General features: G+C 65.2%; 18 protein-coding genes and 1 pseudogene. 7 read left to right on the top strand and 12 right to left on the bottom strand.

Annotated elements, in window-relative coordinates:
* Both AC0L23_RS27910 and ggt read right to left on the bottom strand, forming a co-directional pair.
* On the bottom strand, nt 1–615 hold the full coding sequence (locus tag AC0L23_RS27910) for a (2Fe-2S)-binding protein (RefSeq protein WP_085349950.1): 615 nt from the start codon (nt 613–615) through the stop codon (nt 1–3).
* A 169-nt stretch (nt 616–784) separates the two neighbouring features.
* Nucleotides 785–2371: a gamma-glutamyltransferase gene (ggt, locus tag AC0L23_RS27905; protein WP_085357460.1), complete on the bottom strand. Its 1587-nt coding sequence runs from the start codon at nt 2369–2371 to the stop codon at nt 785–787.
* A 184-nt stretch (nt 2372–2555) separates the two neighbouring features.
* Here ggt and trhO point away from each other — a divergent pair.
* Nucleotides 2556–3322: pseudogene (gene trhO, locus AC0L23_RS27900) on the top strand (oxygen-dependent tRNA uridine(34) hydroxylase TrhO).
* Nucleotides 3312–3530, top strand: a complete 219-nt coding sequence (locus tag AC0L23_RS27895; protein WP_007606917.1) for a SlyX family protein — start codon at nt 3312–3314, stop codon at nt 3528–3530. The pseudogene trhO and the gene AC0L23_RS27895 overlap by 11 nt, the downstream one beginning before the upstream one ends.
* A 6-nt stretch (nt 3531–3536) precedes the next feature.
* Here the strand turns inward: AC0L23_RS27895 and AC0L23_RS27890 are convergent, their stop codons facing one another.
* Nucleotides 3537–5441, bottom strand: coding sequence for a sensor domain-containing diguanylate cyclase (locus AC0L23_RS27890; protein ID WP_085357456.1), 1905 nt, complete (start codon nt 5439–5441; stop codon nt 3537–3539).
* Between the two features lie 171 nt (nt 5442–5612).
* The gene (locus tag AC0L23_RS27885; RefSeq protein WP_007595236.1) at nt 5613–5828 is read right to left on the bottom strand and encodes a hypothetical protein; all 216 of its coding nucleotides are present in this window, start codon (nt 5826–5828) and stop codon (nt 5613–5615) included.
* A gap of 110 nt (nt 5829–5938) precedes the next feature.
* Between AC0L23_RS27885 and hemE the strand changes: the two genes are divergently transcribed.
* Nucleotides 5939–6973, top strand: coding sequence for a uroporphyrinogen decarboxylase (hemE, locus tag AC0L23_RS27880; RefSeq protein WP_085357455.1), 1035 nt, complete (start codon nt 5939–5941; stop codon nt 6971–6973).
* A 202-nt stretch (nt 6974–7175) separates the two neighbouring features.
* Here the strand turns inward: hemE and hemC are convergent, their stop codons facing one another.
* The 3 genes from hemC to AC0L23_RS27865 are packed head-to-tail and all read right to left on the bottom strand — an operon-like array spanning nt 7176 to nt 10449.
* The gene (hemC, locus tag AC0L23_RS27875; protein WP_085357454.1) at nt 7176–8156 is read right to left on the bottom strand and encodes a hydroxymethylbilane synthase; all 981 of its coding nucleotides are present in this window, start codon (nt 8154–8156) and stop codon (nt 7176–7178) included.
* A 25-nt stretch (nt 8157–8181) separates the two neighbouring features.
* On the bottom strand, nt 8182–9807 hold the full coding sequence (locus AC0L23_RS27870; protein WP_085394149.1) for a GMC family oxidoreductase: 1626 nt from the start codon (nt 9805–9807) through the stop codon (nt 8182–8184).
* 51 nt (nt 9808–9858) lie between these two features.
* Nucleotides 9859–10449 carry a TetR/AcrR family transcriptional regulator gene (locus AC0L23_RS27865; RefSeq protein WP_018455020.1) on the bottom strand — a complete coding sequence of 197 codons (591 nt, stop codon included), beginning with the start codon at nt 10447–10449 and terminating at the stop codon, nt 9859–9861.
* A 100-nt stretch (nt 10450–10549) separates the two neighbouring features.
* On the opposite strand from AC0L23_RS27865, the gene AC0L23_RS27860 reads away from it, so the two are divergent.
* Nucleotides 10550–10915, top strand: a complete 366-nt coding sequence (locus tag AC0L23_RS27860) for a nuclear transport factor 2 family protein (protein ID WP_018455021.1) — start codon at nt 10550–10552, stop codon at nt 10913–10915.
* Nucleotides 10916–11241: 326 nt separating this feature from the next.
* The gene (locus AC0L23_RS27855) at nt 11242–13203 is read left to right on the top strand and encodes a putative bifunctional diguanylate cyclase/phosphodiesterase (protein WP_085357451.1); all 1962 of its coding nucleotides are present in this window, start codon (nt 11242–11244) and stop codon (nt 13201–13203) included.
* Nucleotides 13204–13348: 145 nt separating this feature from the next.
* On the opposite strand, the gene AC0L23_RS27850 is transcribed toward AC0L23_RS27855, so the two are convergent.
* From AC0L23_RS27850 to pgm, 4 genes are all read right to left on the bottom strand, one after another.
* Nucleotides 13349–14329 carry a PDR/VanB family oxidoreductase gene (locus AC0L23_RS27850; RefSeq protein WP_085357450.1) on the bottom strand — a complete coding sequence of 327 codons (981 nt, stop codon included), beginning with the start codon at nt 14327–14329 and terminating at the stop codon, nt 13349–13351.
* Nucleotides 14330–14340: 11 nt separating this feature from the next.
* Entirely contained in the window at nt 14341–15093 is a 753-nt protein-coding gene (locus AC0L23_RS27845; RefSeq protein ID WP_007595257.1) for a GntR family transcriptional regulator, read from the bottom strand.
* Between the two features lie 6 nt (nt 15094–15099).
* Entirely contained in the window at nt 15100–16149 is a 1050-nt protein-coding gene (locus AC0L23_RS27840; protein ID WP_026232861.1) for an aromatic ring-hydroxylating dioxygenase subunit alpha, read from the bottom strand.
* 293 nt (nt 16150–16442) lie between these two features.
* Nucleotides 16443–18089 carry a phosphoglucomutase (alpha-D-glucose-1,6-bisphosphate-dependent) gene (gene pgm, locus AC0L23_RS27835; RefSeq protein ID WP_162496255.1) on the bottom strand — a complete coding sequence of 549 codons (1647 nt, stop codon included), beginning with the start codon at nt 18087–18089 and terminating at the stop codon, nt 16443–16445.
* A 141-nt stretch (nt 18090–18230) separates the two neighbouring features.
* Between pgm and AC0L23_RS27830 the strand changes: the two genes are divergently transcribed.
* Nucleotides 18231–19373: an alpha/beta hydrolase family protein gene (locus AC0L23_RS27830; RefSeq protein ID WP_085357448.1), complete on the top strand. Its 1143-nt coding sequence runs from the start codon at nt 18231–18233 to the stop codon at nt 19371–19373.
* Between the two features lie 85 nt (nt 19374–19458).
* Nucleotides 19459–20259, top strand: a complete 801-nt coding sequence (locus tag AC0L23_RS27825; RefSeq protein WP_085357466.1) for a transglycosylase SLT domain-containing protein — start codon at nt 19459–19461, stop codon at nt 20257–20259.
* A 232-nt stretch (nt 20260–20491) separates the two neighbouring features.
* Here the strand turns inward: AC0L23_RS27825 and AC0L23_RS27820 are convergent, their stop codons facing one another.
* Complete coding sequence (locus tag AC0L23_RS27820) at nt 20492–21304, bottom strand: response regulator transcription factor (RefSeq protein WP_085349962.1); 813 nt, start codon at nt 21302–21304, stop codon at nt 20492–20494.
* Between the last annotated feature and the right edge of the window lie 61 nt (nt 21305–21365).

The raw sequence follows: 21365 nt of genomic DNA, 5'->3' as shown, positions 1-21365 counted from the left end.
CTAGCCTTTCATGATCTCGGGCGCGGCCTGCTTCACGGCGGCGACGATGTTGGGATAGGCGGCGCAGCGGCAGATGTTGCCGCTCATGTATTCGCGGATGTCGGCCTCGCTGCCCGCATGCCCCTCCTTGACGCAGGCAACGGCGGACATGATCTGGCCCGGCGTACAATAGCCGCATTGAAACGCATCGTTGTCGACGAAGGCCTGCTGCATCGGGTGCAAATGATCGTCGGTGGCAAGGCCCTCGATCGTGGTGATCTCCTGCCCCTCGGCCGCGAGCGCGAGCGTCAGGCACGACACCACGCGCCGGTCGTCGATCAGTACCGTGCAGGCACCACATTGGCCGTGGTCGCAGCCCTTTTTGCTGCCGGTGAGCTTGAGATGCTCCCGCAGCGCGTCGAGCACCGTCGTGCGGGCGTCGATGCGCAGGCGCTTGTCCTTGCCGTTGACCCGCAGCGTGACATCGACAGGAAGCGCCGGATCCTGGGCGGCCGACACGCTCGCATCCTGCGCGGCCGCACGCGCCGTCATGGGGACCAGCGCGCTGCCGGCAACGCCGGCCATGAAGGCGCGCCGATCGAATCCGGACGGTCCGGAACCTGATTTTTCGGACATGGAGGGCCTCCGCCGCTTCGAGCAAGAGCAGCGCACGCCTGCACCGCTCATCGGCCCTTAACCTGAAGCAATGAGCTCCGTTCCGAACGAGAAAGGGCGACGCAGCAAATGCCGCGTCGCCCTTCGTCAACTTTTCCTGATCTCGCGCGGGGAACTCCGTGCGCGGTGGTCAGTATCCGAGCGCGCAACCGTCTTTGCGCGGATCGGAACCGCCGGTGAGCGTGCCCTTGTCCCAGTCGATCCAGATCGCCTGGGCGCCGCCGAGCGGACCGACGACGCTGGTGGTCTTGTGGCCGAGCTTCTTCAGGCCTTCGACAATGGCGGCCGGCACGCTGTCCTCGAGCTGGTACTGACCTTCATAATGCAGGCCGCGCGGCATATCGATCGCCTCCTGCACGTCGCAGCCATAATCGAGAATGTTGGTCACCACATGGGTCTGGCCAACCGGCTGATATTGTCCGCCCATCACCGCGAACGGCATCACGGAACGGCCGCCCTTGGTGAGCAGGCTTGGCATGATCGTGTGCAGTGGACGCTTGTCGCCGGCGATGCAATTCGGGTGGCCGGGCTGGATGCGGAAGCCGCCGGCGCGGTTCTGGAGCAAAATGCCGGTCTTGTTCGAGACGATCGCCGAGCCGAAGGAATGCGCAACCGAGTTGATGAAGGAGCAGACGTTGCGGTCCTTGTCCACGACGGTGATGTAGATGGTCGACGGGTTCATCGGCGGCGCGACGTTCGGCAGGTCGAGCATGCGGTCCATGCGGATCTTGTCGATGTGCTCGTTGCAGTATTCCTTGGCGAGGATCCTGGCGACCTCGATCTGCATATGCTCGGGATCGGCGACATGCAGCTCGCGATGCATGTAGGCGATGCGCGCGGCCTCGGCTTCGAGGTGGAAGCGCTCGATGCTGAGCGGCGCGTATTTCGTCAGGTCGAAACGCGACAGGATGTTCAGCATCAGCAGCATGGTGAGGCCGGGTCCGTTCGGCGGGCACTGCCAGACGTCATAGCCCTTGTACATGGTGCCGATCGGCGTCGTCGTCTCAGTGGTGTGCGCGGCGAAATCGTCGATCGTGTGCAGGCCGCCGATCCCGCGCAGGGTCTCCACCATGTCTTCCGCGATCGGGCCCTTGTAGAAGGCGTCGCGGCCGTCCTTGGCGATCGCCCGCAGCGTCTTGCCGAGCTCGGCCTGGCGGATGACGTCGCCGGCCACCGGCGGCTTGCCGTGCGGCAGCAGATACCGCTCCGTGTTGGTGCCGGCCTTCAGCTTCTCGAACTGGTTCTTCCAGTCGAAGGCGATGCGGGGGGCGACGACGTAGCCTTCCTCGGCCGCCTTGATCGCGGGCTGAAGCAGCCGGTCGAAGCCGAACTTGCCGTGATCGCGCAAGACGGTTGCAAAGGCGTCGATCACGCCGGGGATCGAGACCGCATGCGCCGAGGTCAGCGGCACGGAGTTGATCTTGCGCTCGAGATACCAATCGGCGTTCGCCGCCTTCGGGGCGCGGCCGGAGCCGTTATAGGCGATGATCTTGCCCTCGCCGCGCGGCTGGATCAGCGCAAAGCAGTCGCCGCCGATGCCGGTCGATTGCGGCTCGATCACGCCGAGAATGGCCGAACCCGCGACGGCCGCGTCCACCGCCGTGCCGCCCTCGCGCAGCACCTCGATCGCGGCAAGCGACGCCTGCGGATGCGAGGTCGCCACCATCGCGTTGGTGGCGTGGACCGTGGACCTGCCGGGGAAATGGAAGTTTCTCATCGAATTCTGCTCTCATTGGGCGTCTGGTGCGGATGGCGCGCCATCTCGGAAAAACCGGGCCTACATGACACATTCCGGCCGGCCGGGGCAATGCTGGCATGCCAGGGAAATGGCTGCCATCTGCCGGGAATAGAGCTGCTCGATGCGGGTTTTCCGGGCGAGCCCCGCCTGCTAAACGGGCGCCATGATTTACAAGGTCGCCGCCTTCTACCAATTCGCCGCCCTGCCCGATTACCGCGAGCTGCGCGAGCCGCTGCGCGCGTTCTGCGCCGGCCTGGACTAAAGGGCAGCGTGCTGCTCGCGCAGGAGGGCATCAACGGCACGGTCGCGGGCGCGGGCGAGGCGATCGACGCGCTTACCCAAGAGCTCGCTCACGGCGACATGTTCGGCGGCAGGTTGAACAATCTCGAATTGAAGTTCTCGACCGCCGAGACGATGCCATTCGGCCGGCTCAAGGTGCGGTTGAAGAAGGAGATCGTCACGCTCGGCGACGAAAGCGCCGACCCGACGCGGCAGGTCGGCACCTATGTCGATGCGGCCGAATGGAACGCGCTCATCGAAGCGCCGGATACGCTGGTGCTCGACACCAGGAACGCCTTCGAGGTGGCGATGGGGACGTTCGAGGGCGCGCTCGACCCCGGCATCAGGAGCTTTGGCCAGTTCAAAGATTTTGCGGCCGAGCAGCTCGATCCCGCCAGACACCGCAGAATCGCGATGTTCTGCACCGGCGGCATCCGCTGTGAGAAGGCGAGCGCACACCTGCTCGCGCGCGGCTTTGCCGAGGTCTATCACCTCAAGGGCGGCGTTCTCAAATATCTGGAAGAGGTGCCGGAGGCTCAGAGTCGCTGGCGCGGCGAATGCTTCGTGTTCGATGAGCGTGTCGCGCTCGGCCACGGTTTGCAAGAATGTGGATTGCGCGAACGGGACAAGGACGCGGCACGTGACGAATGAGATCAAGACGCTCGGCGAGCGCATCGACACGCTGGAGACCCGCCTCGCCTATCAGGACGACGCGATTGAGACGCTGAACCAGACCATCACGGCGCAGTGGAAGCAGATCGACGCGCTGACGCGGAGAATCGCAGAGCTCGGCGAGCGGCTGCAGGAGGCCGAGGCGAATGCGCCGGGAGCCGCCAATGAGCGTCCGCCGCATTATTGAGCGGGCTTACTGACCGGACGCCTTGAGAAGAAGGTTACTCACCTCGCCCGACATCATCAGCCGGTTGCGCCCGGCCTCCTTGGCAGCATAGAGCGCCTGGTCGGCGGCCTCGACCAGCGAGGTGACGCCGGCCGTGCGCTCCAGCGCCGGCCGGCACGCAGCACCGCCGAGCGAAGCGGTGACGCAGCCAGCCACATGGTTGCTGGTGTGGACCAGGCCCGCATCACGGATCGCCCGTCGAATCCGGTCGCCGATCAGGGCGCAGCCCGCAGCGTCGGTGTTCGGCAACAACATGGCGAACTCCTCGCCGCCGTAACGCGCCGCAAGATCGCCGGAACGCTGCGCCTCAGCAGCGATGATCTGGGCCACCTGCCGGAGGCAGGCATCGCCCGCGGGATGGCCGTAGTCGTCGTTGTAAGACTTGAAGTGGTCGACGTCGATCATCAGCAAAGAGAGGCTGGAGCGCTCGCGATAGGCACGCGCCCACTCCTCCTTCAATCGTTCATCGAAGCGGCGGCGATTGGCAAGCCCGGTGAGGCTGTCTTCGATCGCGAGCGTTTCGAGCCGGGTCTCGAGCTTCTTCTGCTCGGTGATGTCGCGCGAGATCGCGACCACGCCGTCGACGCGGCCATTCTCCTTGCGGGTCACCCGCATGGTCGATTCGAGCCAGACTTCCGAGTTCTGCCGGTGCACATTGCGATAGGTGACCCGCGCCTCCTCCGCATCGCCGCGCTTCATGGCGTCGACGAGGGCCTGGACCTGCGGCCGGTCGTCCGGGTGAATGCCGGCCAGCGCGAGGGTACCGATCAGTTGATTGGCGCGCCAGCCAACGACGCCAATCGATGACGGCGAGACATAGCGCAGCCGCTCGTCGAGCCCGATACGGGTCACCATGTCACTGGAGCCTTCGGCAAGCAGCCGGAAATGCGCTTCCTTCTCGACCAGCGCGGCCGCCATACTCTGGCCCCGTTGCAGCTGCCGCACCAGCACCGCACCGATGATCGCGATCAGCATGACCAGCGCGAGCACGTAGAGCATGCGGGAGATCGCCGCAGCACGCCAGGGCGCCAGCAATTCGGCCTTGTCGACGGTGGCGAGCAGGACCAGCGGATAACGGCCGGAGCGCTTGAAGAAGCTGACCCGGTCGGCACCGTCGAGCGGCGACTTGAAATGGTAGGCGCCGCCCGGCCGCTGCAAGGCGGTATCGCGGAACAGCGGCGTATCGGCAACGCTGCGACCGACGAACCTGTCGTTGCTGGGGTTACGCGCGATGATCAGGCCGTCGCCGTGCGTCAGCGCCACCGAGCTGTTGCGGCCGATCTCGAACTGTTCGTAGAAATGCGAGAGATATCCCGAGCTGATGGTCGCGAGCACCACGCCGCCGAAGCTGCCGTCGAGCTTGTTGAAACGGCGCGACAGGGTCACGACCCACTCACCGTCGAGCAGGCTCTTCACGGGACGGCCGACATGGGGCTCCCGTTTCGGCGAGAGCTGGTGATATCGGAAGAACGCGTCGTCGTTTAGCGTCGAGCCGATCGTGCCAGGCGAGGTCAACCAGTTGCCGCGCTCGTCGATGATGGCGAGGCTATGGATGCGCTCTATCGCCTTCTTTCGCGCCTCCAGCAGGTTTCGGAGCTTGGCGATCGTGGCCGGCTCGGTGCCGTCCATCTCCAGCCGGCTGACGACGCCGACGACGCCTGAATCCAGGAGATCGAGGCTGTCCTCGGCATGTTGCGTCAGCGAGCGCGCAACGTTCGCCATTTCTGCCTCGGCGCCTTTGAGCACCGCGTCGCGGGCCGCCCATTCCCGCCAGCCGCTGACGCCGAGGATGGCCACGCAGGTCAGCGCGACGAACGCAGCCGCCCGCAGCGGCAGGCGGCTCCATCCGGCTCTTTGGGTTACAGCACTCATGCAGCAGAATTCTCCGATGACCGGAAACTCTGCTGCTTCTGTTATTGAACTCTGAAACACCGGGAGAAATATGCAGTGATGTCCCCGGCTTTCCGTAGTCGTACGGACGCCGGAATCAGCGCATCGCTAACAAGGCATTAGCAAACCTATCGGAATCCGGCGCTCTCCGCCTTAGCTGAAGATCGCCTTAACCTTGTCCCAGAGCGAGGGATTGTCGGCCTCCGCATCGGCCTTCGAGGGCGTCGGCTGGGCGGCGCTCACGGGGTCGGACGCCGGGAAGGTATCTTTCAGACCGGCGTCGAGCTTGGCGTGGCGGTCGGCGGCGAGCGCTTCGTGCAGATCGTCGGCGTGCTTGTCATGCGGCGCGGGGTTGAATGTCTCAGCCATGGTCTCGTCCTCCGTTGGCTGGTCAACGCGGCCCAATTGCGCTTGGTTCCCCTGTTCCGCTTCGGGCCGTGGCGGTGTATCAGGAGCCCTAACCATCTTCAGGACCGTTCGTGCCCCAGTCTGCGACCAAACCATTCATCGACGTCCTCTCCGGCCCGCGGCAGGTCGTTCCGCCGATCTGGATGATGCGGCAGGCCGGCCGTTACTTGCCCGAATATCGCGAGGTGCGCGCCAAGGCCGGCGGCTTTCTCGATCTCTGCTTCAACCCGGAGCTTGCCGCCGAGGTGACGCTGCAACCGATCCGGAGGTTCGGCTTCGATGCGGCGATCATCTTCTCCGACATCCTGGTGATCCCCTATGCGCTCGGACGTTCCGTGCGCTTCGAGGTCGGCGAGGGTCCGCGGCTCGAACCGCTGGATGATCCCGCCAAGGTCGCAACACTGGCGAAGCACGCCGATTTCGGCAAGCTCGCGCCGGTGTTCGAGGCCCTCAAGATCGTGCGCAGCGCGCTCGATCCCAAGATCGCGCTGATCGGCTTCTGCGGCGCTCCGTGGACGGTGGCGACCTACATGGTCGCCGGCCAGGGTACGCCCGACCAGGCCCCGGCGCGGATGATGGCCTACCGGCATCCGGAGGCGTTCGCCGAGATCATTGACGTGCTGGTCGAGAACTCGATCGAATATCTGCTGGCGCAGCTTGCGGCCGGCGCCAACGCCTTGCAGATCTTCGACACCTGGGCCGGCGTGCTGCCACCCTCCGAGTTCGCGCGCTGGTCGGTCGAGCCGACCCGGCGCATCGTCGAAGGCGTGCGCGCCAAGGTGCCGGACGCCAAGATCATCGGCTTTCCGCGCGGTGCCGGTGCGCAACTGCCCGGGTTCGTCGAGGCGACCGGCGTCAACGCCGTCAGCATCGACTGGACCGCGGAGCCGGCCTTCATCCGCGAGCGCGTGCAGAGCAAGGTTGCGGTTCAGGGCAATCTCGATCCACTGGTGCTGATCACAGGCGGCGCCGCGCTCGACCGCGCGGTCGACGACACGCTGGCGAATTTCGCGCAAGGGCGGTTCATCTTCAATCTCGGCCACGGCATCCAGCCGGAGACGCCGATCGCCCATGTCGAGCAGATGCTGAAGCGGGTTCGGGGCTGATTTATTTTGCGCCTGGGGAGCGGAAAAACAAAAAAACGCGAAAACAACCCCATGCACAGTAGAGAGGCCACGCCCGATCAATGACTTAGGGCGGACTGAAATCAGGTGCGCCGTCATCGCATCAGAGCGCGCCAACATTTGACCCGTCGGGCAAAACAGGCGCATGATGCCATCATCCACCGATGCCCGCCTCGCGGCCGACTTAGCGCGGCCGGCTGCGCTCGATGATCTCCGCGGCGCCCTTGGCCAGCAGATCCAGTCCCACCGCACGGCCGAGTTCGCGTGGGCGATTGGTGGGGCCCGAACGCAAGGCTTCGATGATGGTGTTGCCGGAGAGATCGAGCACGGACGCGGTGAGCGACATCTGATCACCCGCAATGGTCGAAAAGCCCGCCACCGGCGAATTGCAATGGCCGTTCAGCACCCACAGCACCTCGCGCTCTGCATCGGCGCAGGCGTGGGCAGCGGGATCGTCGATCGATGCGAGGATGCGACGCGTCTGCCAGTCCTGCGCGGCGCATTCGACGGCGACGATGCCCTGCCCCGCTGCCGGCAGCATCTCGGCTGCGGTAAACTCGTAGGCGATGCGCTGTGAAAGGCCGACGCGGTCGAGGCCGGACCGCGCCATGATGAGCGCATCCGCAGGCCCCACCGCGCCGCCATCCGGCAGGCGCTGCTTCTCGCCATTGTCGAGTTTTCGCACGCGCGTGTCCGCGGCGCCGCGGAAGTGGATGATCTCCACGTCCGGAAACAACCGCCGCGCATAGGCGGCGCGGCGGACGGCGTTGGTGCCGATCTTGAAACCCTTGCCACGAGATTGGCGCAACGCCTCCAGCGTCACGCCGTCACGCAGCACCAGCGCGTCGTTGGGAGGATCGCGCGAGAGCGTGGCGCCGATCACGAGGCCGGGCGTGTCTTCGTTGCCGGGCATGTCCTTCAGCGAATGCATCGCCGCGTGGAGTTCGCCAGACAGCACCGCGGCGCGGATCTGCGCCACGAAGGCACCGCCCTTGCCGCCATGGGGCAACAGCTTGCTGGTCTGGTCGAGATCGCCCGTGGTGTCGAACTTGACGATCTCGACGTCGAGATCGGGCATGGCGGCGGTCAGGCGGCGCGCGATCTCTTCCGTCTGTGCCAGCGCCATCGCGCTCTTGCGTGTGCCGATCTTGAATCGCGTAGCCAAGCCCAAATCCTCTCAAGACGCGAGTTTACCGCGCATCCTCCAATATCATGTCGGAGGCCTTTTCGGCGATCATGATGATCGGCGCGTTGGTGTTCCCCGACACGAGATCGGGCATGATCGAACCGTCGACGATTCGGAGGCCTTCGAGGCCCCTCACCTTCAGCCGCTGATCGACCACCGCGAGCGCATCATTGCCCATACGACAGGTCGAGGTTGGATGGTAGATGGTGCTGCCCCGCTCACGGCAATAGTCCAGCAGCTCGGCATCCGTGGACACCTTCGCTCCGGGATCGTACTCGTCGACCACGAACGGCTTCAGCGCCGGTGCATGCAATATCTTGCGCAGGATCTTCAGGCCTTCCACGTTGGTGGTGCGGTCGGTCTCGGTCGACATGTAGTTGATGCGGATCTCCGGCGGCACTGTCGGGTCGGCGCTCTTGATGCGCAAGGACCCGCGGCTTTCGGGACGGAGCTGGCACACCGACGCCGTGAAGCCGGAGAAATCGTGCAGCTTCTCGCCCATCTTGTCGGTCGAGAACGGCAGGAAGTGGACCTGGATGTCGGGCGAGGCCAGCCGCGGACTGGTCTTGAAGAACGCGCCCGCCGTGCCGGCCGCGATCGTCAGCCAGCCTTTGCGGAACAGCGCATAGCGCGCGCCAGCCATGGTGCGGCGGAGCGGATGATTGACGGTGTCGTTCAGCGTGATCTTCTGCGAGCAGCGCATCACGATGCGGACCTGCATGTGGTCCTGGAGATCGTGCCCGACGCCCGGCGCGTCCAGCACGACGTCGATGCCGTGCTTGCGGAGGAGGTCGGCGGGTCCGACGCCGGAGAGCTGGAGCAGCTGCGGCGAGTTGTAGGCGCCGCTCGACAGCACGACCTCCTTGCGCGCACGGGCGCGGCGCAATGTGGCGCCCTGACGGTATTCAACGCCGATCGCGCGGCGGCCCTCGAACAGCACGCGCTGGCCAAGCGCGCCAGTTTCGATCTTGAGATTGCGACGGGCCTTGGCGGGGCCGAGATAGGCCACCGCCGTCGAGGCGCGGCGGCCGTTGCGCGTCGTGGTCTGGAACAGGCCGACGCCTTCCTGGGTGGCGCCGTTGAAATCAGGATTGTAGGGCAGACCGGTCTCGACCGCGGCATCGATGAAGGCCTTCGACAGCGGGTCGGTCACCACCATGTTGGAGACCGGCAGCGGGCCGCCGCTGCCGTGGTATTGATCGGCGCCGCGCGACTGGTTCTCGGCCTTCTTGAAATAGGGCAGCACGTCGTCATAGCCCCAGCCGGCGTTGCCGCGCTGACGCCATCTGTCGTAATCCTCGTGCTGACCGCGGACATAGAGCAGGCCGTTGATCGAGCTCGATCCGCCCAGCGTCTTGCCGCGCGGCTGGAACACCTGACGGCCCTTCAGCTCAGGCTCCGGTTCGGTCTGGTACATCCAGTTGACGGTCTTTTCCTTGAACAGCTTGCCGTAGCCGAGCGGCACGTGGATCCAGATGTTGGAATCCTTCGGGCCTGCCTCGAGCAGCAGCACGCTGTGCTTGCCGTTGGCCGACAGCCGGTTGGCGAGCACACAGCCGGCAGAGCCGGCACCGACGATGATGTAGTCGAATTCAGGGTCGGAGGGTGTCAGGGAGGAAGTTGCGTTCATGCGCTACTGTTCTTTTTGTTGACGGGCGTTTCCAATCATCACTTAGCACGATCATGCAGCCACGCGCAGCGCCTCGACCAGCGACCTGAACGCACGGGCATATTCCGCACCCGCCCTTGCGATATCGGCGCGTCCGGCGCAGGCGACGGCGGCCTCCGTTACCGCGCCGAGCAGCAGCCGGGCCAGCGGCTCGACCGGCTGCCGCGCGATCAGGCCGGCCTCCATCGCCGCCGCAATCGCGCGCGGCAGCTTGCCGCCGAAATGTTTGGCGTCGATCTCGCGCCAGCGCTCCCAGCCGAGCACGGCCGGGCCGTCGCGCAGGATGATCTGGCCGGTCGGGCCCTTCGCGGTCGCGGCGAAATAATGCTGGGTGCCGGCGACCATCGCGGCAAGCACGTCCTTCTCGGCACGGGCCGTGCTGTCGATTTCGGCGACGAGGTCGCGCGAGACCTCATTGAACACCGCTTCGAACACCGCCTCCTTGGTCTTGAAGTGATGATACACCGCGCCCTTGGCGACGTGGGCGGCTTCGGCGATCTCGTCCATCGTCGTCGCGACAAAGCCTTGCGTCCCGAACAGGCGGCGCGCCGCCGTCAGGATCGCCTCCGATGTCGCAGCCCGCCGCTCCGCCTGTTTCGCCATGGGTCTGCTGTAGTCGAAATGGACGAGGACAGCCAGTTGACTTTTCGACCGTCGGTCGGTATTTACCGACCAACAGTCGGTTTTATTCGTGAGGTGCACCATGCCGAGCCGTGATGTCGTCGAAGCTTTTGCCAAACGATTGGAGGACGGGGATTTCGTCGGGGCGATCCTCGACTACTACACGCCGGACGCCGCCACCTATGAAAACCAGGGCGATCCCGTGGTCGGACGCGACAAGCTCGCCGCCAAGGAGCGCGGCGTGCTGGCAGCCTTCAAGGAGGTCAAGGCGGTGCGCATTGGGCCGAGCCTGATCGAAGGGGATCATGTCGCGACGCGCTGGAGATTCAGCTTCACCAATGCCGAAGGCATCATCCGAACGTTGGATGAGATCGCATGGCAGACCTGGCGGGGCGATCAGTTGATCGAAGAGCGGTTCTATTACGATCCGAAGCAGTTGGGGCGGTGATGCCTGAAGCACAACTGTCATCGCCCGGCTTGACCGGGCGATCCAGTACTCCGAGACAGGCGTGATTGATCCGATAGGCCGCGGCGTACTGGATGCCCCGCCCCAGTGCGCAAGTGCGCACAAGGCGAGGCATGACAGCGGAATTGGTAGCGAACATAGCCTCCCGGCGCCGCATTTGTATCGATTTGTTATCGATACAATATCGCGAACACGCAGAAGTGGTCAGAGCAATCGTCGCAAGTTTGGATAATTCATAGTTCGTCAAAGGTTTGCAGCGAATTCTCCTGACCGGGCCGGACAAGCGGCCCATGTTGCTAGGCTCTGGAATGCGGACTCAAACGACCAGCTATTTCGCGCGGCTGTTCGCCGGCGATCTGTCGGCCTTTGGCGGTCCCGTAACCGACGAAGCCGTCGCCGGCCATATCCGCGCCGAACAGATGTCGCTGGTGCTCGGCTATTCGGTCGGCATCATGCTGGCCAATGCCTGCAACGCCGGGGTACTCGTCGTCGCGCTGTGGCATTCGCCGGACTTGAAGCTGGCCTTGATCTGGGCCGCCATCGTGGCGGGCGCCGCGATCGCGTTCGGCCTGCAATCCCATGCCGCGCGCCGCATCACCAAACCGCAATTCGTCTCGCGCCGGGCCATGCATCGGCTGGTGCGCAATGCTTTCATCCTCGGCGCCGCCTGGGGCACCGTTCCGGTCGCATTCTTCGTCAATGCCTCAACGGGCGGGCAGCTCGTCATCACCTGCCTTTGCTCGGGGATGCTGGCGGGGGGCGCGCTGGCCTTCGCCACCATCCCGATCGCCGCGATCGCATTCACGGCCCCGATCTTCGCTGGCATCGCGATCTGCCTCGGCAGGAATGGCGATCCGGCGTTTCTGCTGATCGCTTTCCTGGTGGTCGTCTACGGATCAGTGCTGCTGCGCAGCGTGTTCGTCAATTCGATCGCGTTCGCACGGCGCGTGATGCGGCAGATCGAGGCCGAGCGTACGGTGCGGCAGGACTCGCTGACCCATCTGCCCAATCGCGTCGCGTTCAACGAAACGCTCGATGCAGCCTTGAAGCGGCTCGCTCTGTCCGGCGAGGAATTCGCGGTGCTTCTGCTCGATCTCGATCGTTTCAAGGAGGTCAACGACAAGTTCGGCCATCCCGCCGGCGACGAGTTTCTGGTCCAGATCGCGAGCCGCCTGCAACGCTGCACCCGCGCGGCCGAGCATGTCGCACGCATCGGCGGCGACGAGTTCGCGCTGGTGATGGCCAATCGGGCGCGGCCGGAGGATGCGCTCGAGATCGCCGAGCGCTTCGTCGCGGCCTTCGACGAACCGTTCCAGATCGAGGGTCGCCAGATCGTCGGCGCGACCAGCGTCGGCATCGTGCTGGCGCCGCGCGACGGCAGCACGCAACTCGACATCATGAAGAACGCCGACACCGCGCTCTACCGCGCCAAGAAGGCCGGACCCGGCACGGTGTGTTTCTTCGAGGAAGCCGACGACCGCTCGTCACGCGACCGCAAGGCGCTGCAATCGGATCTGGAAGGCGCCGTCGCCAGGAACGAGCTGTTCCTGGTGTTCCAGCCGTTCCTCGACCTCGACGGCAACCGCATCACCGGCTTCGAGGCACTGCTGCGCTGGCAGCATCCCCAGCGCGGGCTGGTGCCGCCGAGCGAGTTCATTCCGATCGCCGAGGAAACCGGGTTCATCCATGAGATCGGCGAATGGGTTGTCCGCCGCGCCTGCGCCACGGTTGCCGAGTGGCCCGAGGAGATCAGGGTCGCGGTGAATTTCTCGGCCGCGCAGTTTCACAGCAACGGCCTCCTCCAGATCATCGTGCAGGCGCTCGCGGACGCGAAGATCGCCCCGCACCGGCTCGAGATCGAGATCACGGAATCGATGCTGCTGTCGAAATACGCCTCGGCCGCGTCGGTCCTGAACGCGCTGCTGGAGCTCGGCGTCACCGTGGCGCTCGACGATTTCGGCACCGGCTTCTCCTCGCTGACTTACCTGCGCAAGCTGCCGTTCAGCCGCATCAAGATCGACCAGTCCTTCATCCGCGACATGCTGGTGCACCCCGACTGCGCCGCGATCGTGAAATCGGTGATTGGGCTCGCGCGCGACCTGCGCATCGGCGTGGTCGCCGAAGGCGTCGAGACCGCCGACCAGCTCGAATATCTGCGCCAGATCGGTTGCGACGAGGTGCAGGGTTATCTCATCAGCCGGCCGGTGTCGGCGGATGGCGTTCTGGCGCTGCTTGATCCGAAGAAGTTGCGGGCGACCTACGCGGCGTAGCCACCAAAGCATTCACGGCGTCACGGCCGGGCCTGTCCATCCACACCTACGACATCGCACGAAGAACGTGGATGCCCGGGCCTTCGCCTCGCCGAAGCGGCTCCGACCGCGCAGGCGGGACAAGCCCGGGCATGACGACCTCACCTCAGACCGGATCCGCCCGCAGCAGCGTGTCCACCGTGATGGTGCCCCGCGCGCGGGAAACGCAGGCGCAGATCTTCTGGTTGCTTTGCTTCTGATGGTCGCTGAAGAAGACGTCGCGATGGTCGATCTCGCCGTCGATCGCGACCACGTCGATGGCGCAGAGGCCGCATTCGCCCCGCTTGCAATCGTACATCACGTCGTGGCCGCTGGCGTTGAGCACGTCCAGCATCGAGCGCTCGCGCGGGATCTCCAGCTCGACATCGGAGCCCTTCAGGCGCACGCGAAATGTCTCAGTCGGCAGCGTGCCGCTGGAGCCGAAAGTCTCGTAGCGGAGATCGGGAAGCGGATGGCCGGCGCCGATCCAGGCGTGGCGCGCGGCATCCAGCATGCGCATCGGGCCGCAGAACAGCGCCAGCGTGTCTTTGGGCACCGAGGCGAACAGGGCGTCGAGATCGAGCCGCTTGCCCTCATCGCTGGCGTGAACGACCAGGCGATCACCCAGCGTTGCGGCGAGATCGTCGAGATAGGCGGCCTCGGTGCGCGAGCGCACCGCGTAATGCAGCGTGACATCGGTGCCGCGCCGGGCCAGCGCCTGCGCGGCACCGAGGATCGGGGTGATGCCGATGCCGCCGGCGATCAGGCAGTAGTTTTGGCGTGCCCAATCGACGGCGAGCAGCGAGGCGGGCGTCGTGATGTCGAGCCGCGCGCCCGGCCGTAACGACCACATATAGCGCGAGCCGCCACGCGAGTCCTCGGCGCGGCGCACGGCGATCCTTAGAGCCTGGGACGAGGCTTCCCCGACCAGCGAATAGGACCGCGTCTCGGGCTGCCCGTCGATGGTAACGCTGATATTGATGTGGCTGCCGACCGGATAGGCCGTGCCGTCGAACTGGTCGGGCCGGATCAGGAATTCGCGGATGCCGGGTGCGAGATCGCGCATCGAGACGAGCGTCGCCGGAATCCAGGTTTCGATGAAGCGCATGGTGACTGCCCTCAATCGGTTGCGGACTTGATCAGCGCAAGCGCCGGCAAGAGGTCGAGATGGGTCCGGTTGCGCAGTGCGAGCCGCAAATTGCGCACCGCGAGCCGCGCATGCTCGCGCATGACCGCTTCGGCGCGGGCGCCTTCGCGGTTCTCGATGGCGTCGATCACGACGCGGTGGTGCTCCTGCCCGATGATCAGGATTTGCTGTGCCTCGGGCAGCGCCGACTGCGCCATCACGAAACCGCTCGGCGACGCAAACGGCAGCGACGAGGCGCGGTCGATCTGCCGGATCAGCGGCGGGCTACGCGACAATTCGGTGAGCAGGGCGTGGAAGCGCGCGTTCAGCGTGACATAGGACGAGAACGCATCGACCGAGATCGGCACCTGGCGCAACAACTCGTCGATCGCGGCGAGGCACTCCTTCAGCGGCTCGAGCTCGCGCGCGGAGACGCCGCGCTCGGCGGCAAAGCGCGCGGCGAGCCCTTCCAGCGTGCCGCGCAGCTCGATGGAATCGGAGATGTCGCGCTCGGAGAACGCCTTCACCATGAAGCCGCCGGAGGGAATCGCCTCCAAGAGGCCCTCCTCCTCCAGCCGCACCAGCGCCATGCGCACCGGGGTGCGCGAGGCGCCGGTGGTCTCCACCGCCTGGAGCTCGGAGATGCGCTCGCCCGGGCGCAACGAGCCCGACAGGAGCTGGTCGCGCAGCGCGAGCTGCGCCTTCACGGTCTGCGAGACGGAGCGGTCGACCTCGCGCTCGGCCATGTCGGCTTACTCCGCGGCCTGAAGATGCTGCGGCGGATTTTCCTTTGCCACCATCTTGTCGATCAGCTTGCGCGTCCACATCGCGCCGGCGTCGATGTTGAGATTGTAGAAGATGCGATCCGGGTTCTCGTCCATCGCGCGCTGCTGCGCCTCGAGGATCAGCTCGTCCTCGTGGAAAATGCCGGAGACGCCGTCCCGGATCTCGGTGGTGATGCGCTGCTCACCGAGCTGATAATTGCGCACGAAGGCCCAGAAATAGTGGCAGGTCTTCTCGGTCTCGGGCGTGATGGTGTTGAGCACGAAGCCGTTGACGCCCTGCGAGCGGTCGCCTTCCGGCGCGCCGGTGCCGGTCGGGGCCACGCCGACGTCGATGGCAATGGTGCAGGGCGCTTCGAAACGGATGATCTGCCAGCGGTCGACGAGGCCGGACTTGCCGAGTTGTTTCGCCCAGAACGGCGGCGCCTCGATGCCGCGCATCCAGCGCGTCACCGTGACCGTCTTTTCGCCATGGGTGACGTCGAACGGCGCCTCCGCGACCGCCTCGTTGCCGATGGAAGAGCCGTGCACGAACGTCTCGTGGGTGAGGTCCATGAGGTTGTCGAGCACGAGGCGATAGTCGCAATTGACGTGGATGGTCTTGCCGTCGCCGGCCCAGGCGGGGTCGTGATTCCAGTGCAGGTCGGGCACCAGCGCAGGATCCGCCAGCGCGGGATCGCCCATCCAGAGCCAGATGTAGCGATGACGCTCGACCACCGGATAGGCGCGCACGCAGGCCGACGGGTTGATGGTCTCTTGCGAGGGCATGAAGGTGCAGCGCCCTTGCGCGTTGTACTTCAGGCCGTGATAGCCGCAGACGACGGTGTCGCCTTCGAGCCTACCCTTGGACAGCGGCACCAGGCGGTGCCAGCAGGCATCCTCCAGCGCAGCCACCGAACCATCGGCCTTGCGGTACATCACGACGTGCTTGCCGCAGATCGTCCGCGGCAGCAGTGCCGGCTTCACATCGGCGTCCCAGGCGGCGGCATACCAGGCGTTCATCGGGAAGGGTTTTGTCACCGGTTCACTCCCAAGGCTTGTGGATACGTTATGTATACAATAGCGGAGGAATGGAATCGTTCAAGGGCGGATGGGAGCGTATTATAATACCTTTATCTCGCATCGTGTATACAAATCTGTTCCGCTGTCATTCCCCGCGAAAGCGGGGAATCCAGTACTCCGCGGCGGTTGTTGGTTTACTCAACTGGCGCCACGGCGTACTGGATCACCCGCTTTCGCGGGTGATGACACCTGTTGATGCGGCGAGTCCCCCCCCCCGGGGGAGCAGTGGCAGCGGCGCTTTGGCTCGACGACTACGCCCCGAACACCTTCGCCAACCCTGTCTGAGCCTCCTGCTGAATCGCCTTCAGGTGCTCGGGGCTGCGAAAACTCTCCGCGTAGATCTTGTAGACGTCCTCGGTGCCTGACGGCCTTGCGGCGAACCAGCCGAAATCGGTCTCGACCTTGATGCCGCCGAACGGCTGGCCGTTGCCGGACGCCTTGCTCAGGGTGGCGCGGACGGGATCGCCGGCGAGATCCTTCAGGCCGAGCTGCTCGGGCGTGACGGACTTCAGGATGTTCTTCTGCGGCGTGGTGGCGGCGACGTCGATGCGCGCGTAATGGGGCACGCCGAACTCGACGGTGAGATCGTTGAAGAGCTGGCTCGGATCACGGCCGGTCTTTGCCATGATCTCGGCCGCGAGCAGGCCGAGGATGATGCCGTCCTTGTCGGTGGTCCACACCGTGCCGTCGCGACGCAGGAACGAGGCGCCTGCACTCTCCTCGCCGCCGAAGCCGAAGCCGCCCGTGAGCAGGCCGTCGACGAACCATTTGAAGCCGACCGGGGTCTCGACCAGCTTGCGGCCGAGTTTTTTCGCGACGCGGTCGATGATCGAGCTCGACACCACCGTCTTGCCGATCGCGGCGCCCTTGCCCCAGTTCGGGCGGTGCGCGAACAGATAGAAGATCGCGGTCGCGAGATAATGGTTCGGATTCATCAGGCCGCCGGTGCGCGTCACGATGCCGTGGCGGTCGGCGTCGGTGTCGTTGGCGAAGGCGACGTCGAAGCGGTCGCGCATCGCGATCAGGCTCGCCATCGCGTAAGGCGAGGAACAGTCCATGCGGATCTTGCCGTCCCAGTCCACCGTCATAAAACGGAACGTCGGGTCGATCGCCTCGTTCACCACGGTTGCCTTCAGGCCGTAGCGCTCGATGATCGGATGCCAGTAATGCACGGCGGCGCCGCCGAGCGGATCGATGCCGATATTCACGCCGGCGGATTTGACCAGGTCGAGATCGACCACGTTGCCGAGATCGGCGACATAGGGTGTGACGAAGTCATAGGCGTGGACGTTCGCGGCTTTGCGTGCCCTGGCGTAGTCGATGCGGTTCACGCCTTTGAGGCCGTCGGCGAGATAGGCATTGGCGCGCTTCTCGATCACGGAGGTCGCGTCGGTGTCGGCCGGTCCACCATGCGGCGGATTGTATTTGTAGCCGCCGTCCTCGGGCGGATTGTGCGAAGGCGTGACGACGACGCCGTCGGCAAGGCCGGAGGTGCGGCCCTTGTTGTAGGTCAGGATCGCATGCGAGATCACCGGCGTCGGCGTGTAGCCGCCGTCCTTGTCGATCATGATGTCGACGCCGTTGGCCGCGAACACCTCGACGGCGCTGACCAGCGCCGGCTCGGCCAGCGCATGGGTGTCGATGCCGATAAAGAGCGGACCGGTCAGCCCCTTTTCACGTCGGTAATCACAGATTGCCTGCGTCGTCGCGAGGATATGGCCCTCGTTGAAGCTGGTTTTGAACGAGGTGCCGCGATGGCCGGAGGTGCCGAACGCCACCCGCTGCGCGGGATCGGCGACATCAGGCTTGCCGGCGAAATAGGCCGTCACCAGCCGCGGAACGTTGGTGAGCGCGTCCGGCGAGGCCTGCTTGCCCGCCGCGGGATGAACATCAGCCACTGGATATACCTCGTCCTGTCGTAGAATTGCGCGATACCATAGCATCGGCCAAGCCCCCGCCAAGAGCACAACACCCGCGATGGGGCGGCCGTTCCTGGGATCATGCTATGGTCTTTTGATCGGGGCTTTTCGAGTCGGGGCATGACGCTGTTTCAGAGGCTCTTGGTTGTTCTGATGGCCTGGTTTGCGACGGCTGGCATCGTGCCCGATGCAATGGCCGCGGAGTTCTACACCGAGGACTTGCGTATCCCGATGGCCGAGGCCGGACCGCAGGGCCTGGAGGCGTTCCTGGTCCGGCCAGCCGGGACCAAGCGCTATCCGCTCGCGCTGCTCAGCCACGGCTCGCCGCGCAGTTTCGACGATCGCGCGACGATGTCCGCGCACAAATATTACGGCATCGCTCTCGAATATGCCCGGCGCGGTTTCGCCGCGCTGATCGTGATGCGGCGCGGCTACGGCACCTCGCCCGGCGGGCGCGTCGACAGCGTCGGCGGCTGCGCCAATGCCGCTTATCTGCCGGCGGCGGCGGTCGCGGTGGCGGATTTGCGCGCGGCGATCGAGGCGATGGTGCGCAGGGCCGACGTCACCACCTCGGGCATGATCGCGGCCGGCCATTCCGCCGGCGGGTTCGCCACTGTCGCCTTGACCGCGCAGGCGCCAGCGGGTCTCGCCGCCGCGATCAGCTTTGCCGGCGGGCGCGGCTCGCGCGACGATGACGACGTCTGCAATCCGAACGGGCTGGTGCAGGCCTTCGCCACGTTCGGCAAAACCTCCCGCGCGCCGATGCTGTGGGTCTACGCCGCCAACGATTCGTACTTCGGTCCCGACCTCGCGCGCCGCCTCCATGACGGATTTCGCGCCAGCGGCGGCAACGCGAAATTCGTCGCAGCGCCGCCTTACGGCGACGATGGCCACTATCTCTATTCGGTGGTGAGCCGTCCGCAATGGACGCCCTATCTCGACGCCTTCCTGCGCGAGCGAGGTCTCGGCCACGACGTCCTGAGCCCGCCCGATCCGCTGCCGCCGCCGGGCCAGCTCAGCGAGGCCGCGCGGGCCGAGTTCGCGCGCTATCTCGCCAGCACGATGCCGCACAAGGCTTTTGCGGTGTCGCCGAACGGCGGTTACGGCTGGCGTACGGGGCGCGCGACCGCCGACGACGCCCAGCGCGATTCACTTGGCGCCTGCACAAAATGGTCACCCACCTGCACACTCTATGCGGTCGACGACAAATTGGCCGGGGCTGCGCCAAGCACATCAACCGACCAGAGCTCGCGGTCGCGATAGCTTCATTGCGCCGCTGGCCGGTCGCGCCGTCCGAGCCAGGCCGCCAGAAAATCGGTTGTTAACTCGAAAGATATAATACATGTCCATGCTGCGGGATCGAACACACATCAATGCCCGCGCGGCGTGCACACACGTTGCGATCGCTGTGCTTTGGTTGGCATCCACCTCCGTGCACGCTCAGGGCAGCGCTCTGAACGCCGCGGAACCGGCGTTGGCGGCTGGCGGTCACGATGCAGATCTCGGCGCTGGAGAGACGCCGGCCTCGCGGGCGGCGATTCGAAAAATTATCGAAAGAGAAACGGCCAGGACCGATCTGCCCGCCGACATCGCGGAGGCCGTCGTCTTCGTTGAAAGCGGATACAATCCGGGCACCATTGGCGCCGTCGGCGAGATCGGCCTCATGCAAATTCGACCCGAAACGGCAGCGATGCTCGGATTTCGGGGACATAACGCAGAGCTCGCAGAGCCCGATATCAACATCCACTATGGCGTTCTCTATCTGAGCCGCGCATGGCGCCTGGCAGGCGGGGACCTTTGCCGCGCCCTGATGAAATATCGAGCCGGTCATGACGAGGAGTCCATGACGCCGCGCTCCCAGGTTTATTGTCATCGCGCCCGTAATCGTCTTGTCTCTATGAACTCGATGAATGTGGGAAACCAGGCTGCCGCCGTCCCAGATGTGGCACCGGCGCCAACTCCGGCGCCCACCGTCTTGAAGTCAGCGCACAATCAAAAGAGACCGGCGCAGCCGAAGGACGTTTACGCACGTTACCGTCAAGGCACGGCGGTCGCGAGCAGGGCATACTGGGCGGCACAGGAAGCCCGGGTCCGCATCATCAAGGCTCGCGTCGAAGCCAAGTGGAAACGGATCGCATCACGCCAATAGAATTAGAGTCGCCTGCCTTGAGACGAGCAGCGATTGGACGAACGACATTTTTGAAACCGGACTTTGAAACCGAACCTGAATAGAGATCATGCACAATAGTTTGAGAGTTTTGTTTGCAATCTTCGCGACCGGCGCCGTGGCGCTGTCGGCCTTTCTCGCCATTCGGTTCCTGGTCGGCTTCAGTGGCTGAAGCCGACGGCTCAGCCGGCACCGTTTCGTGCTGCGCCCGGCTCTAGAGCCGTTCGCTCAGCGCGAGCTTGTAGCCGACCCCGGTGACCGTGGTGATGACGGGCGTGCCGCTGCCGACGAGCTTGCGGCGCAGCCTCGCCACCAAGGCATCGACGGTGCGGATGTCGACCTCGGCCTGGCGATTGCTGACGACCTCGATCAGATAGTCGCGGCTAAGCGGCCTGCCGTCGGCACCGACGAGCGCTGCGAGCAGGTCGAATTCGGCGCGCGTCAGCGCCACCGGCTTGCCGTCGCTGCCGAGCAGCTCGCGCCGCGTCAGGTCGATGATCCAGTCGCCGAAGGCGATCGAATTGTGGTTGCGCGCCGCCTTGCGGTCGATCGAGCGCCGCCGCAGCACGCTTCGCGCGCGCGCGAGCAGATCGCGCAGATCGATCGGCTTGGTGACGTAGTGGTCGCCCGCGACCTCGAGGCCGAGGATGCGATCGACGTCGGTGTCGCGGCGGGTCACGAAGATGATGCCCGCGTTGCTGGTCGCCTGGATCTCCTTGGCGAGATCGAAACCGTCGCCGTCGGGCAGCTGCACGTCGAGGAAGACGAGATCGGTCCGCGTCCGCAGCGCCTGGCGGCATTCCGCGCAGGAGCTGGCGCCGACCACGTCGAAATTGTTCTCGCTGAAATAGCCGACCAGCATCGTCCGCGTCACCGGATCGTCCTCGACGACGATCAGCCGCTCGCGGCCAGCGACACGCAATTCCTGGACTGCGGAATCAGCCACGATGTTGGATGTCCTGTGTGCTTGCGGGCCGACCTCGAAGCTCAGGTCGCCGAGCGCGCCGTCCTGTGAACGTACATTCACGACTGTTCGAGCCCCCTCGAATTGCCTGCTGCAATACTAGGCGCGTTATCGCGCCCAAACA

The sequence above is a fragment of the Bradyrhizobium sp. MI1.4 genome (genome assembly GCF_055811315.1).
This window is presented reverse-complemented; position numbering and strand designations above follow the sequence as displayed.

What these genes read in the sequence shown, in the direction of transcription:
- AC0L23_RS27855 (WP_085357451.1), top strand. Translation starts at nt 11,242, where the DNA reads ATGCGGACTCAAACGACCAGCTATTTCGCGCGGCTGTTCGCCGGCGAT.
- AC0L23_RS27860 (WP_018455021.1), top strand. Translation starts at nt 10,550, where the DNA reads ATGCCGAGCCGTGATGTCGTCGAAGCTTTTGCCAAACGATTGGAGGAC.
- AC0L23_RS27845 (WP_007595257.1), bottom strand. Translation starts at nt 15,093, where the DNA reads ATGGCCGAGCGCGAGGTCGACCGCTCCGTCTCGCAGACCGTGAAGGCG.
- AC0L23_RS27885 (WP_007595236.1), bottom strand. Translation starts at nt 5,828, where the DNA reads ATGGCTGAGACATTCAACCCCGCGCCGCATGACAAGCACGCCGACGAT.
- AC0L23_RS27825 (WP_085357466.1), top strand. Translation starts at nt 19,459, where the DNA reads ATGCTGCGGGATCGAACACACATCAATGCCCGCGCGGCGTGCACACAC.
- AC0L23_RS27910 (WP_085349950.1), bottom strand. Translation starts at nt 615, where the DNA reads ATGTCCGAAAAATCAGGTTCCGGACCGTCCGGATTCGATCGGCGCGCC.
- AC0L23_RS27870 (WP_085394149.1), bottom strand. Translation starts at nt 9,807, where the DNA reads ATGAACGCAACTTCCTCCCTGACACCCTCCGACCCTGAATTCGACTAC.
- ggt (WP_085357460.1), bottom strand. Translation starts at nt 2,371, where the DNA reads ATGAGAAACTTCCATTTCCCCGGCAGGTCCACGGTCCACGCCACCAAC.
- AC0L23_RS27830 (WP_085357448.1), top strand. Translation starts at nt 18,231, where the DNA reads ATGACGCTGTTTCAGAGGCTCTTGGTTGTTCTGATGGCCTGGTTTGCG.
- AC0L23_RS27890 (WP_085357456.1), bottom strand. Translation starts at nt 5,441, where the DNA reads ATGAGTGCTGTAACCCAAAGAGCCGGATGGAGCCGCCTGCCGCTGCGG.
- AC0L23_RS27865 (WP_018455020.1), bottom strand. Translation starts at nt 10,449, where the DNA reads ATGGCGAAACAGGCGGAGCGGCGGGCTGCGACATCGGAGGCGATCCTG.
- AC0L23_RS27850 (WP_085357450.1), bottom strand. Translation starts at nt 14,329, where the DNA reads ATGCGCTTCATCGAAACCTGGATTCCGGCGACGCTCGTCTCGATGCGC.